A 14,723-nucleotide genomic window follows, 5' to 3' on the forward strand; every position below is an offset into this window, starting at 1 on the left:
GTAAATATAATTAAATGACTAGAAAGAGTGAGTTACAGATGGCTAAAAAGCAAAATATTAATAATAATGATCCAATATCAAAAGCAGTAGATTTATTATTAGAAAATACTGAAGATTTAACAACAGTTTTTAAAGAGGGAGGATTGTATAAAGAATTAACAAAAAGATTAGTAGAAAAAATGTTGAATTCTGAGATGCAAAATTATTTGGGATATGAAAAGAATCAACATAGTAATAGTGACAATGCTCGTAATGGTATAAGTTCAAAAAAAATAATAACTCAACAAGGTAAAATTGAGATTGATGTACCACGAGATCGCAATAGTAATTTTAATCCTATAATAGTTGCAAAAAGACAAAGAAGATTTGATGGTTTTGATCAACAAGTTCTTTCTTTATATGCAAAAGGTATGACATTATCAGATATTAGAATGCAATTACAAGAGTTATATCATGGTGCTGATATTAGTGAAAGTGTTATTAGTCAAATTACTGATGATGTTATTGATGATGTAAAAGCATGGCAAAATCGACCATTAGAAAGTGTCTATCCGATTGTTTATTTTGATTGCATAGTAGTGAAAGTACGACAAGATAAAAGGATTATTAATAAATCAGTTTATATAGCTTTAGGAGTTGATTTAGAAGGTAAAAAAGATGTTTTAGGTTTATGAATTAGTGAAAATGAAGGTGCTAAATTTTGATTAGCAAATTTCACAGAAATGAAAAATCGTGGCTTAAATGATATTCTTATTGCCTGCAGTGATAATTTAACAGGCATGTCAGAAGCAATACAATCAGTTTATCTTAAAACAGAACATCAATTATGCATAGTTCATCAAATTAGAAATAGTTTGAAATATGTCTCATATAAGCATAGAAAATCTCTAGTTGCAGATTTAAAACCAATTTATACTGCATGTAGTGAAGAACAAGCAATGCAGGCTTTAGAATCCTTTGAAAATAAGTGAAATAAACAATATCCTCAAATTTCTAAATCTTGATATAAAAATTGAGATAATTTAATGGTTTTTATTAGTTATCCTACAGAAATCAAAAGAGTTATTTATACAACAAATGCTATTGAATCTGTAAATAGTCAATTACGAAAAGTTATCAGAAATAAAAAAGTTTTTCCTAATGATATGGCAGTTTTTAAAATATTTTATTTAGCAATTGAAAATATAACAAAAAAATGAACAATGCCCATTCAAAATTGAAATACAGCAATTGCTCATTTTATGATAAAATTTGAAGATAGAATTAATCTAAACTAGTACTTTGTAAAACAAAGATACACAGATTACATAAAAGCCTCTCTTTATATGCAAAAGGTATGACATTATCAGATATTAGAATGCAATTACAAGAGTTATATCATGGTGCTGATATTAGTGAAAGTGTTATTAGTCAAATTACTGATGATGTGGAATGGCAACACTTTTTAGGACTATTTTTTGGTAAACATTTGTTGTTGATATTTAACTGGAGTTAAGTAGTTTAAAGTGCTGTGAATCCTTATATTGTTATATCAATTGATGTAATCAAATAATTCTAATTTTAATTGGATTAATGATGTAAAATTTTTATCATTAATAAATTCGGTTTTAAAAGTTTTAAAAGTTGCTTCAGCAACAGCATTATCATAAGGACAACCTTTTTTACTTAAAGAACGGTTAATGTTGAATGCTAGTAAAAGTTTATCAATAATTTTATTGTTAAATTCATTACCGCGATCACTATGAAATATTTGAATATCTTTTAAACAGCGATTTGATTGCATAAATGCTTGATGTACTAATGATGCATCTTTTTTAACTCCAACACTATGTTCGATAATTTCGCGGTTAAATAGTTCTATTAATAGGCAAATATAGTTTCACCTACCATTAACTTGTACATAAGTTAAATCACTAACAATAACTTCATTTTTAATCCTATTCTTAAATTTTCTATTAACAAGATTAGTTATTTGACTATCGTTAACTTTGTTATTATGATTTTTGAATGATAATTTAGTATATTTTGATATTAAATTATGTTCATTCATAATTTTTTTAATTTTTCTGCGCGATAAATAAATTTCTTGGTTTTCTAGAATTTTTTTTTAATCTTCTAGTACCATAAACTTCTTTATTTTCTTTAAAAGCACTAATAACAGCTTCATCATAAATATTATTTTTGATTTTATTTTCTTTTTTCTTTAAATTAAAATAATATGTTGATTTAGATATTTTTAAAAAACGACACATTGTGCGAATTTTATATTTAGCTTTATTTTTGACAATAATTTCTATTTTCTGCCTATTATTAGTGCTGCTTGCTTTAAAATATCATTTTCCATTCGTAATTGCTTTAATTCTTTTCTTAATTTAATTAATTCATTTTCTTCAAAAGAACGATTATCTTTAGTTTTAAAACTTCCTGAATTACTAAATTGCTTAATTCAATTGTAAGTAGCTGCTCTTGTAACATTATATTCTTTAGCAAGGCAAGATACTGATTTGCCACTTTGATATAAAGCTACTATTTGTTTTTTAAATTCATCGGTATATGAGTTAATATTGGCCATAATTATAGTTCCTTTCTTTTAACAAATTTGTTTACTTGTCTACGTAATTAGTGTCCAATAAATTGTAACCCATCCAATCGTGGCTTAAATGATATTCTTATTGCCTGCAGTGATAATTTAACAGGCATGTCAGAAGCAATACAATCAGTTTATCTTAAAACAGAACATCAATTATGCATACTATCTAATTTCTTTTTATCTAATCATTGCATTAAACTATATTGTCTTTTAGTTTCTGAACATCTTTCTCAATTAAAACTAATAATATTTTTAAGCATACAAAATGTTGTAAAATCAATTCTATCATTTAAATATAAAGTTGATTTATCTACTGCTATAAATTTTAATCATGTTATATTACGTTTTTTAACTCAACTTTTTAAAACATCAATAAATACTAATCCACCATTACCATAATCAACATAACAAATAAAACCAAATAACATTGCTATATAACGTTTACTTTCATTTAAATAATAATTAATAATATCATTTGCTAAAGTATCAGTATCTTTATATTGCATAGTAACATTACTATGATAAAATTCACTTTCTTTATGTGCTCTTCTACTATTATCATTTTCACCAATAAATCATAATGAAGCAGCAGTTGGATGACCACTTGAACTTGTTGCCATTCCAATATCTAATCCACCAGTTAATCTTTCAACTTGAAAATCTAATTTAGTACCTACTTTATCTAAATATCTTGCAAATATAGCACCAGTAAGAATACTAGGTACACCATAATATCAACTTTGTGCTTTTATCGGGTCTAATACTTTTAATTCTTCTAAATCATTAATCATATCTAATGTAAGATTATGAGCATTTACTTTTCAATTTGAATAATGAAATAATTTAAAAATATTATTGTCAAATATTGATTTAATTTGTTCATTATTTTCTTTCATAATTTCTAAATTAAAAGGTACTATTTTATCCATATATTCAATAAAATATTGATAAATATTATCTGGATTACAACTTTTTATTTTAATTCTTTTTTTAGCATTACCTAATGCAAAAGTAATTGCTTGAAATTCTGCTTGAGTAAATTCATTTGCTGAACGTATTTCAAATGTGGATATAATTTAATTTTCTTTAAATAAAAGATAAAATAAATTATTAATTTTTATAAATATTATAACCCTAAATAGGGTTAATGTCAACTCTTAATATAGATTTTATTAAATTTTATAAAATAAAAATTCCTAACTATTTAGGTTTAGATTTATTAAATTTTATAAATTTAAACAAACACTTTTAATTTATTAATTCTTGCTTGTTTTAATTTTAATAAATTAAAAAATGCTTCTTTTGAATAAATTTTTGCATTATTATTAGATATTGATTTTATTAAATGATAAACATCACTTTCAGCACTACAACCAATATTTCAAATAGCATTTTGATTTTCAATACCTTTTTTATTATTTTTAAAATATTCATATATTTTTTCATCAGCATTATTTTCTTTTAAATAATCTAATAATTTATAATAATTACCATTTAAAAATAATTTATAATAAGCATAATTTAATTTTTTATTATTTTCTTTTGTTCTTTTACCTTTTCCTACAATAAATACTTGTTTTAATTTTTGTAATGGATGTCATTTATCTACAGCATAATCAATTTTTAAATAATTAGCAGTAGATTTAAGATAAGTTGCACCATCACCAGTTAATTTTAAATTTTCATTAGTATAACCAATAAAAATATTATCTAAATTAGTTATTATAGATTTAGCAAATTCTTTTTTAGTAATTCTTTGACCTTTTCTAGTTGAAATAACAAAAATATATTTATTTTCTAAAACATGTCTATTATCAGTAGATTTATTTAAATCAAAACCAGTACTAATACTTACTGTTCTATGCCTAAATTTTATTTTTTTCTTATTATCAATTAAATTATTATAAGATTCATCTGATTGTATATAAATATAATCTGTTGGTAATATTTTTATTTTTTCTTTTGGTAATTCTTGTACAAATATATTAGTTTTCTTTACTCTTCTACAAATAGTTGATAAAGATATATCTATTTTTAAATTATGTTTAATTATAGGATATGTAATATTATTTAAATCTGCATTAATTATTATTAATTTATTAACTCAATTTGTATAATTTTTATATTTATCAATATCAATATATGTTCTTGTTGGAGTTATAATTTCATTTGTTAATTTATTTTTATATGTATGTAATGGTAAATAAGATATTCCAAATTCACTTTTTATTAAATGTTTTCTACGTTTTATTACTTTATATTTACTTCTATCATATTGATTTAAAAATCAATCATTATCATATTTTAATATTTTATTATCATAATCTAATAACATTTGTTTTTCATGATTTATTTTATGTTGATAGTTATCAAGTTTTTCAGATAGTAAAATCATAGGCATTAATCCTTTCTTTTAATTACAAATGATTATATATAAGAATAGTAGTAAATGTTATAATATATTTAATGATAATAATGATTTAAAGGTGATAATATGCCAAAACAAAGAAAAGAATTAGGAAATTATAAATTAAAAATAAGAAAATATTTTTCTAAAGAAAACCAACCATATACTAAGCAAGGATTAAATTTAGCATTAGGAATTGATAGAAAAAACATATTTCATTGGCGACACAGAAGCCCAAAATGAGCAAAAAACTTTATCATTGAATACGATAAAGCATGTCAAAAAATAGAAGTTGAACTATTAAAAGAAGCATTAGCAACTCCACAATTAAAATTTGATTATTGAAGATTAGCATTTCCACAAGAAGTAGAAGAAAATAACGAAAAAAGTAATATAATTATTAATATTTCTGAACCTAGAAAAATAGAAAATAATGATTAGAAACCTATAATAAATATAGGTTTTTTTCTTTATTTTAAAGGATAAAAATGATATAATTTAATAAAGCGATTATGTTATTTATTAACATAATTTACAAGGGAATTTATCAAAAATTTATTAACAAGGGAGCACATTTAAAATGAATAATTTTAATGTTGATAAAAAAGAGACTTATTCTTTTGAAGAATTACAAGATATATTAAAACAACAAAGAAATGTTGTATTTGCAGAAGCAAAAGATGAAGTAATTAAAAAAGAATTAGAACCAACAAAAAATAAATTAAATGAATATGAAACAAAAATAAAAGAATATGAAAATAAAATTAATAGTTTTGAAGAGCAACAATTATTTTCAAATATTAAAGATACTAAAAAAGTAAATTTAATTAAAAATTTAATGAGTACTGATAATTATAAATCTTTATCTAAACAAGAAGCATTTAATAAAATAAATGAAGATTATAAAGATTTTTTAATTGATAAAACAGAACCTATTAAACAAGAAAATAAACAACAAGATAATTCAATTAATCCTACTGATTTAATTTTACAATTACATAATAATTCATTAGACCATTTTAAAATTGCTCAAGATTTAAAAAATAAAGCAACGACACAAGGAATGACTAATAAAAAAGAATTAGAAGATTTAGTTGAAATTACTAGAAATGAAGCTTTTCAATCTATTAGTAAATAGAAAGAAGTTTTATTATGGGAGCTATAAAAATACCTGAAGCATTTTTTATTAAAGGTAATAATCCAACAGAAAATGCTATTTTAAGTGTACTTGAAGCACAAGTACGTGGTGAATTAACAAGTGAAAAATCAACCATGTTTATGCGTGGAACTTGTAGTGCTGCTCAAATTGGTGAAATGGCTGGAGTTGGTATTGCTATTTTTAGAGCAACAGTTCGTGTATTATGAGGTTCAACATGAGAATGAGATAAAGGTACTAAAAGACAAAAAGGTGATGTTTATACAACTAAATTAGAAATTAATAAATATTTAACAATTGATTTTGAAATTCCAGAATTTGATATTGAAAGATTTATGAAAGCACCAAAAGATATTGCAGTACAAATTGTTTCAAATTGAACAGCTTCATTTATGAGAAATTTAGGTGAAAACTTAGAATTAATATTTTTAAATGGTATTCAAGATTATGCTATTGCTAAATCATTAGTATTACCATTAGATTTAATTAATATGAATGCAGAACAAGCAAAAGAAGCTTATTATAAAATTTGAGCAAGAAATAATAAATTAATTAAATTAGTAAATTATATTACTGTAGGAACTAATAGAGAAGATTTAATGGGAGCAACTGGAATTGATAGTAATTTAGGTTTATCAAAAGCATTTACTGTTTTAAATTATAGTCAAATTTCAGCAGATACATTAGCATATGGTAGAAGATATACAAGTTTAATTGCTGGTATGGAATTTTGAGAAAGTTTTTATTTAGAACAAGAATTTATTCATGATACTGAAAAAGCAATGCATTTAGAAAAAGATTATAGTTTAAAAAATACACATGGTTTTGTAGTTAATAGATATATGTGAGGTATGCCAATTTCATTTACTAAAATAAGACAAAAATTAGATAATGATACAGATAATATTAAAATTATTGGTAAATGTTTATTTGCATTACCAAGTGCTATTAGACCAAATTTAATGTATTTAATTAGACCAACTATGCCTACAGTTGAAGAAATAAAAGAAGCAAGAGCAAAAGATTTTTTAACTAATCCTAAAAATGAAAATGCAACTTATCAATCAACTTTATATGATGATATAAATAAATTAAATTTAGAAGATGTTATTTATTATAGAAATTTAGGAAAAATTACTATGGCTGGTGCAACTCCTACTAATGATGAATTAGAAAATGCAATAATAAATGCTGGTAATGTTGGTTATGAAAAAGGTAAAGCAAAATTTGATATTAAATCAACAAGTGCAACTATGACTGGTAATAATAGTGATTATTATGGAGTAGTAAATTTAGAATTTACTAAAAAATAATTATGGAATATATTTATAAATATTTTGATGAAAAAGCACATATTACTATTTATTCACCAAAACCACAAGATTTAACTACTAGTAATGATATTAGAGCAATTTTATTAGATGAATATCCTAAATTAAGAAATGATTATTTTATTGTTAGTGATGTACATGATAGTTATGCTATATGTTTAGGAGATAATATACATTGTGAAGGTAAAGTAATAATTAAAATAGAAAAACAAACTAATGTAAAAGGAGTTAATGAAAATGCCAATTTCTGAAGATATACAATTAAATAATTATACTTTATTAAAGATAATTCGTTCTTCAATTAGTCCATTATCAGCAATGATTGGTACAAGTGCTTATTATGGTCAAGTAATAGATAATCCAGTATTAGGTTCAATTAATAGTTTATTATTTGGTAAAAAATTAGGTTTAGATATTTGAAATTTAAATCAAAGACCAAATACTAAAACTAAATTAATTAATAGTTCTAAAAAAATAGCATTAGGATTAGGAACAATTGGTTTAGTTAATTATGCTAAATTTACTAATATAAATATTAATCCTAATCCAACTCCTAATCCATTTCCAAGTACAACACCAGTTAATCCTTTTCCAGATGATTTATTATTTAGTAATAATAGCACTGATAATCATTTAATGGATTGAGATACATATTTTTCTTTAAATGCTTATGGTATTTCAAATCTTATTAGTGGATTAACTGAGTTAATACCTAATAAATTTGAAACAATAAGAAAGATTTGTAATATGGCTACTGGTGGATGTTTGATTAGTAGTGGTGTAGCAATGGGGATAAATAATGATTTTAATAATGCTTATGCAGTACCTACCATAGTTGCTGGTGCAAGTGAAATAATCCATAATCTTTTACCAATAGAAACAACACATCATAACCAAGAAATGCAAGAAACACCATTTAATAATGAAACTGCAAGATTAATTAATGATAATAGATTTACTATTAATAGTGAAACAAGTAGTCAGTATGGTAGTGATAATATGAGTGAAGTACCATTAAATCATGATAATGTTTCATTAAATTGAGATTATAATCACATGAGTTTATAATGAATCCTTTAATTATTGAATGAATATATAATGCTTTAGTAAGTAATGATATTAAATTAGCATTAATAAATGCTTTAAAAACTTATTATAAAAATCAATCATTAAAAGCAGTATTTGATAGTGAAAATATTAGTGAAAAAGAAATACATCAACCATATAGTGTTTTTAATCCAAATATACTTAAAAAATTAACAAGTATATTAAAACCAAGTGAATTATCTATATTACAAAATGAAATTAATAAATTTAAAAATCCAATAAATAGTTTTAAAAATTCTATTATGCCAACAGAAATTAGAACAGTTAAAAATTATGTAAATAAATTATCAAATTTATTTAAAGAAAATGAAGAAGAAATACCAAATAATGCATGAGAAGTATTATCAAGTTCATGATTTAAAAAAGGTAGATTTATTGTTGATAATAAAAATTTAAAAATTGGAACTTTAACAACATTATTTCAAAGTGATAATGATAAAAGACAAATATGATATGGTCCTTATACTTATCCAACATTTCCACAAGAAATATGAATATTAATGACACAAGCAAAAGGTAAAAATGGTTCTGGTGCTGGAACAATATTTTGAAAATTTTGAAATAGAAAATGATTACCAAGTCAATTAAGAAAATATGTTAAAAGTGAATTAGCTAAAAAAGGTAAATATTATGGTTCACAAGATACTAGTGTAATTTATCCAAATAATATTAATGTACAAAAAACTATGCATTTTATTAATAGATTAGAAAAAGGTTTTTTTAAATTAAAAGAATATAAAACTTTATCTAAAAATGAAATTGGAAGTACACAATGAAGATATGAAAGAAAACAATTATTAAAAAATTCTTTACATACAAGAAAATAAATAAAAATTAAACAAAATTCTAATTTTTATAAAACATGAAAGTAGGTGGTAATTATTATTGAATTAGATATACCAATTAAACCAATTGGTATATGAAATACTATTAATCCATTAAGTAAAGATAATAAAGGATATAAAAGATTAAATAAGATTTGATTTAATAAAAATAGTACTCATATTGATAAAATTAAAATTTTAATATCAAATATTTTAAAAATAACTAGTCATAGTCTTGGTATGTTTATAACATTATTTTTTACAATAACACCTTAATTAATACCTAAAATACCAATATCAATGGGAATAGGTAATTATACTCATCCAATCACTAATTTAATTATTGATAATCAAACTAATCAATAGACATATTCCGTAATTAAATTTTTTAAAAGTCAATTAATAATTTTAAAATTTATTTTATAATTTTGTTATTAACAATAAATTTAGAAAAGTGTTGATAAAAATGATTTTTGAAAATTTAAAAAAATTAAAAAATGAAGAATTTTATAGATATTTTGGTATAAAACGTTTTCATTTTAATGAAATGTTAGAAAAATTAATTGAAATAGAAAAATTAGAAAAAAATAAAGGTCGAAAAAATAAACTTTCAGTAGAAGAAAGATTAATGATGACTTTATTATACTGAAAAGAATATTATACTTTTTTTCAAATGAGTATTAAATCTAAAATGAGCCCATCAAGTTGTTTTCGAAATATTACTTGAGTAAAAAATAAACTTAGTAACCACAAAGATTACCAATTTTTAAAAGAAAGATATAAATTAAAAATTGATAAAAAACAAGAAAATTCAAATGAATTTCAATTTTATTTAATTGATTCAACTGAGATTGAAATTGAAAGACCAACTAAAAAAAACTACAGTTAGAATATTTTTCTGGTAAAAGTTGAATGTATTCTATAAAATTTCAAATTGTATATGATTTTTTTAATAAAAAAATTGTTGATATTTTTGCTGATAATGGTAAAGTGCATGATTTTCAAATATTAAAAAATTCAAATCTTGAATTTTCAGAAAAAACAATAATTATTGGTGATTTAGGATATCAAGGTATACAAAATATTTATAAAAATACAATAATACCAATTAAAAGAACTAAAAATAAAAAATTAACTAAACAAGAAAGAAAATACAATAAGATTGTATCTAAAATTAGAATTAAAGTTGAACATGTCTTTGCTTGATTGAAAAGATTCAAAATTTTAGTAAATAAATGTAGAAAATCTAAATTTAGACTTATGTACTTAAGATTTAACTTACTTTGTGAAATTTTTAATAAAATAAAACCATTAAAATAAAAAAAATATTAAAAATATTTTTTTAAAATTTAAATTTTTATCGAGTTAATATAAAAATATTATTAACAATTTTTTGTTTAAAATGTAAACTCATTTTTTAAACTATTTTTTCAAAAAATATTTATTTCTATATTCAATAACACTAAATAGTTTTAAAACAATTTTATTGACAATTAATTAAATTTAATTACGGAATATGTCCAATATAATTTTACTTGACCTGACCATTTAATATTAACTTTATTTCCTATGTTTGGTCATATTGGATTAAATATTATAACTAAATTAGGTAATTATGGAAAATTAATTAAATATTTATTAATAACTATTCCAATAATAATTACAAGTCCTTATTTAATATATCAATATAAAGAAATTAAAAAACATAAAAAAGAATGTCTTTTATGTAAACAACATTCAAATAAAATACAATTGGAGGAATAAAAAATGAATTTATCTACAACAGTAATATCAGCAGTATTAAGTGGAGCAGTTGCTAGTGGAGTAATTGTTACTATTGTTTTATTATTTTTATCAAAATTTATTAAAAAATCAAAACAATCAAATTTAGCAAAAGAATTAAAAAATAATAAAGAATTAGAATTTATTAAAGCAAATATTAAACAAATAAATTCTCAATTACAATTAGAAACTACATCAACTGCTAAATTACTTGATAGTTTTAATGTAGAACAAGAACAAATAGATAATTTTGTAATAGCACAAAAATCTAAAAAGAAAGAATTATCTGAAAAAGATAAGAAAAAAGTAACTAAATTTAAAATTTAAAGGGTTTAAATACCCTTTATTTTACATTAAGGAGTAAATTATTATGGCTATTAAAGACCCATTAATGTTTATTACAATTGAAGAATTTAAAAATTGAAAAGGATTTAATAAATTAGAATTTGATGATACTACAACACCAGATAATGAAATTTGATTTGCTATTTCAGTTGCAAGTAATAATATTGATTATTTAAGTGGTTTTGAAATTAGTAAAAAATGACCAGAAACTACATTAACAGAATTTACTGATGAAATACAAACTGCAACTGCATATTATGTTAGATTTTTATTAACAAAAGATAGTAATTATATTCGTGGTCAATCAAGTATTAGTCAAGGTGGAATGACTTATAGTGAAAATAATCCTACTGACCCTTATTTTATTGTTCCAGAAGTATTTAATTGTTTAAGAAAAATTAAAGAATATCCAAATATTACTGGTTTTAATTTAGATGTTTTACCTAAAAGAAATTATTTTTTTAGTAATTTTTATAGTAATTGTGGTGAAGATAGTCCTTTAACAAGATATTTAGAATTAATAAATTTAAAAACAAATGATACAAGAGTAAAAATATATCCTAAAAATCCTAAACATTTAATTGGAACTCAATTATGAATTGATACTACTGGTATTAAATCATTTGATAATTTAACAACAATTGAATTATTTACTAAATATTTTAGTAATGATAGTATGAAATTAGTAAATGGTAAAGAAGGTCAAGAAAAGAAAGTTATTAGTGCTACTGGTGGTAATTCATTATGAGAAGTAAATAAAGATAATTCTAATTTTATAAATTCAAAAGATGATAAAGGTATTAGTGCAAATGATAAAAGAATAATTGATGTTGGAACACCTACTTTTGAAACTGATTCTACAAATAAAGTATATGTTGATACTTTATTAGATAAAAAACAAAATAAATTAATTGCTGGTACTAATATAACTATTGATGAAAATAATAAAATTAGTGCTACTGGTGGAAGTGCAGATTTATCAGATTATTATAAAAAAGAAGAAGTAGATAAAAAATTAGAAGATAAAATGAATAAAGAACAATTTCAATATGCTTTTGCTATCAATACTATTGGTACTAAAATTCCTAATTTAGAAACTACTAATAAAACTATTGCTGGTGCTATTAATGAAATATTAAAAACAAAACAAGAAATTATTGATTTAATGTCATGAACTAAATATTTTAATAATGATTATTTTGAATGAAAAGATAATAAATTAATAGTTGATACAAATCCAAATTCTTCACTTGGTGTAGCAAATGAATTATTAAAAATTAATACTTATGGTGGCTCATTAAAAACATCTTCTAAATCAATTTTTGGTGCTATTAATGAATTAGCATTAAGAGTTGATGATTTATTAACTAGATTAACAAATGATGAACAAAATATGATAAATAAAGAGAAGTGAAAAGAAGTAGGAACAAAAATAAATATAAATCATATTAAACATACTTTTAAATCAAATACTAAATATAAAATTTATTATAATTTTGAAAGTCAATCAAGTATTAAAAAATTTGCTTTTATGTCTAAAGAATTTTTATATGGTGAGTTGAATACTGATGTTCAAACATTATATTGAGATAAAGTTAATGATAGAATAATGGTATCTTTACAAATGCAAAATGATACTATTGCTATTGTTAGTGACCCTGTAAGATATGGTCAACTTTTAAAATTAGAAGAATTACAGGAATAAAATTATGAATAAAGAATTTACTTATTTACATGAAATTAGTTATTGATTATTAAATAAAAGTGATTTTACTCATAGTGAATATAATTTAAGTGGAAGTAGATATTCAAGTAAAACATATAGTATTGCAGAAGAATTAGCAATGTTAATAGCAATTTCAATTAAAATTAATAAATTAATTGCTATATATTGTTTTAGAAAATTAAATAAAGATATTAATGAATTAACTAAAGAAATTAATGAAGCTTTAATTAATGTTCGTTTTGATTATAAAGATTTTATTTTAAAATATCCAAATAAACAAGCAGATTTTCGTTTTAAAGGTTCAAAATCATTTATTAGAGTTATGGGTGTGTATTCTAATAGTAATGATAGAATACCTTTAAAAGGGCTTTCTAGAAGTGAAATAAAAGGTTTTGATTTAACAATTGAATGATGTGAAGAAGCAAATGAATTTAGTCAAGCTGAATTTCAAGCAATTACATTTGCATTAGGTAATGCTAAAAAAATAATTAAAATTAGAAGTTGTAATCCAGATAATATTTATCAATATTTTATTGAATATATGAATAATAGAGTACCTTTTAATTTAGAAATAATGAAATGTAATAATGAACAAATAAAATCAATAGAAGAAAATCAAATGTTTAAATTATTTCATTATTCAAATTGAAAATTAAATGAACATAATTTAAAACAAGATAAAATTAATGATTTAGAAGAATTAAAAGAATTAGACCCTATTAAAGCACAAAGTTGATATTATGGTGTACCTAATGTTTTAACTGGTTCTATATTTGCAAGATATTTAAATAAACTTAAAACTGAATTAGATTTTAATGTTAATGAAATAGTTGGTGGTTTAGATTTAGGTTTTGCTACAAGTTCACAAGCTCATCCTACTGTTGCTGTTTTATGTTTTATTGGTGAAAATGAAAAAACTAGAAGAATACATCAAGAAAGTGAATTTTATCATAGTAATGCTATTATGAAATTTAAAGATACATATGAATTAGCTAATAATATTATTGATTATTATTTAGATGAAAGTATTAAATTTCAAGCAATGAAATTTGGATTTACTTGTTATGTTGATTATGGTAGTGGTGGACTGGCAGTTATTGATATTCTTAAAAAAGAAGTAGAAAAAAGAAAAATAAATTGATTAAATTTTACTCCAGTAGATAAAACTACAATGTATTTAAGAGATAGAATTGATTGAGATACTATTTGTATGATTAAAGGTATATTAAGTATTAATTGAAAAAGATGTCCTAATACACATGAAGAATTATCAAAAATGCAATGATTAGCAAAATCTAAATTAGAAAATTCAAATAATGAACCACAAATGCTTGATTTATATGATAATTATTGAGATGCAAGAATGTATGCTTCAATGCATAAAATGAAATGATTAATTAATAATATTAATAATGAATTATTAATTAATAAAAATAAATTTTAGGAATGATAAAA

General features: G+C 21.9%; 17 protein-coding genes and 2 pseudogenes. 16 read left to right on the top strand and 3 right to left on the bottom strand.

The features are described from left to right. Nucleotides 1-38 precede the first annotated feature (38 nt). Both AACL24_RS11960 and AACL24_RS11965 read left to right on the top strand, forming a co-directional pair. Entirely contained in the window at nt 39-1,277 is a 1,239-nt protein-coding gene (locus AACL24_RS11960) for an IS256 family transposase (RefSeq protein ID WP_339049446.1), read from the top strand. Between the two features lie 44 nt (nt 1,278-1,321). After that, nucleotides 1,322-1,495: a transposase gene (locus AACL24_RS11965; RefSeq protein WP_339049447.1), complete on the top strand. Its 174-nt coding sequence runs from the start codon at nt 1,322-1,324 to the stop codon at nt 1,493-1,495. On the opposite strand, the pseudogene AACL24_RS11970 reads toward AACL24_RS11965, so the two are convergent. Continuing rightward, nucleotides 1,451-2,572, bottom strand: a pseudogene (locus AACL24_RS11970) (IS3 family transposase). The gene AACL24_RS11965 and the pseudogene AACL24_RS11970 overlap by 45 nt on opposite strands. A gap of 75 nt (nt 2,573-2,647) precedes the next feature. Between AACL24_RS11970 and AACL24_RS11975 the strand changes: the two are divergent. Beyond that, a pseudogene (locus AACL24_RS11975) lies at nt 2,648-2,755 on the top strand (transposase); the annotation flags it as partial. On the opposite strand, the gene AACL24_RS11980 reads toward AACL24_RS11975, so the two are convergent. Then, nucleotides 2,722-3,519 (bottom strand): hypothetical protein, encoded by a 798-nt coding sequence (locus tag AACL24_RS11980; RefSeq protein WP_339046934.1) that lies wholly within the window; start codon nt 3,517-3,519, stop codon nt 2,722-2,724. The pseudogene AACL24_RS11975 and the gene AACL24_RS11980 overlap by 34 nt on opposite strands. Before the next feature lie 305 nt (nt 3,520-3,824). Further along, complete coding sequence (locus AACL24_RS11985; protein ID WP_339046936.1) at nt 3,825-4,985, bottom strand: Mbov_0401 family ICE element transposase-like protein; 1,161 nt, start codon at nt 4,983-4,985, stop codon at nt 3,825-3,827. Between the two features lie 99 nt (nt 4,986-5,084). Between AACL24_RS11985 and AACL24_RS11990 the strand changes: the two genes are divergently transcribed. From AACL24_RS11990 to AACL24_RS12050, 13 genes are all read left to right on the top strand, one after another. Next, entirely contained in the window at nt 5,085-5,438 is a 354-nt protein-coding gene (locus tag AACL24_RS11990; protein ID WP_339046938.1) for a hypothetical protein, read from the top strand. 139 nt (nt 5,439-5,577) lie between these two features. Further along, complete coding sequence (locus tag AACL24_RS11995) at nt 5,578-6,135, top strand: hypothetical protein (RefSeq protein WP_339046940.1); 558 nt, start codon at nt 5,578-5,580, stop codon at nt 6,133-6,135. 14 nt (nt 6,136-6,149) lie between these two features. Then, nucleotides 6,150-7,466: a hypothetical protein gene (locus tag AACL24_RS12000; protein ID WP_339046942.1), complete on the top strand. Its 1,317-nt coding sequence runs from the start codon at nt 6,150-6,152 to the stop codon at nt 7,464-7,466. 2 nt (nt 7,467-7,468) lie between these two features. Next, nucleotides 7,469-7,753, top strand: a complete 285-nt coding sequence (locus AACL24_RS12005; protein WP_339046944.1) for a hypothetical protein — start codon at nt 7,469-7,471, stop codon at nt 7,751-7,753. Continuing rightward, entirely contained in the window at nt 7,722-8,552 is an 831-nt protein-coding gene (locus AACL24_RS12010; RefSeq protein ID WP_339046946.1) for a hypothetical protein, read from the top strand. Before AACL24_RS12005 ends, AACL24_RS12010 begins: the two co-directional genes overlap by 32 nt. Continuing rightward, complete coding sequence (locus tag AACL24_RS12015; protein ID WP_339046948.1) at nt 8,552-9,418, top strand: hypothetical protein; 867 nt, start codon at nt 8,552-8,554, stop codon at nt 9,416-9,418. Before AACL24_RS12010 ends, AACL24_RS12015 begins: the two co-directional genes overlap by 1 nt. 45 nt (nt 9,419-9,463) lie before the next feature. Further along, nucleotides 9,464-9,691: a hypothetical protein gene (locus AACL24_RS12020; protein WP_339046950.1), complete on the top strand. Its 228-nt coding sequence runs from the start codon at nt 9,464-9,466 to the stop codon at nt 9,689-9,691. A gap of 190 nt (nt 9,692-9,881) precedes the next feature. After that, the gene (locus AACL24_RS12025) at nt 9,882-10,304 is read left to right on the top strand and encodes a transposase family protein (RefSeq protein WP_339046952.1); all 423 of its coding nucleotides are present in this window, start codon (nt 9,882-9,884) and stop codon (nt 10,302-10,304) included. A gap of 23 nt (nt 10,305-10,327) precedes the next feature. Then, a complete protein-coding gene (locus AACL24_RS12030; RefSeq protein ID WP_339045908.1) occupies nt 10,328-10,735 on the top strand; it encodes a transposase family protein in 408 nt (135 codons plus the stop codon). Between the two features lie 249 nt (nt 10,736-10,984). After that, entirely contained in the window at nt 10,985-11,179 is a 195-nt protein-coding gene (locus AACL24_RS12035; protein WP_339046954.1) for a hypothetical protein, read from the top strand. Between the two features lie 3 nt (nt 11,180-11,182). Beyond that, on the top strand, nt 11,183-11,524 hold the full coding sequence (locus tag AACL24_RS12040; protein ID WP_174480417.1) for a hypothetical protein: 342 nt from the start codon (nt 11,183-11,185) through the stop codon (nt 11,522-11,524). A gap of 43 nt (nt 11,525-11,567) precedes the next feature. Next, entirely contained in the window at nt 11,568-13,247 is a 1,680-nt protein-coding gene (locus AACL24_RS12045) for a hypothetical protein (RefSeq protein ID WP_339046956.1), read from the top strand. Nucleotides 13,248-13,251: 4 nt separating this feature from the next. Beyond that, nucleotides 13,252-14,712: a hypothetical protein gene (locus tag AACL24_RS12050; protein ID WP_339046958.1), complete on the top strand. Its 1,461-nt coding sequence runs from the start codon at nt 13,252-13,254 to the stop codon at nt 14,710-14,712. Nucleotides 14,713-14,723: the final 11 nt, after the last annotated feature.

Source organism: Spiroplasma endosymbiont of Colias croceus (assembly GCF_964020095.1).
Lineage (GTDB): Bacteria > Bacillota_I > Bacilli_A > Mycoplasmatales > VBWQ01 > Spiroplasma_E.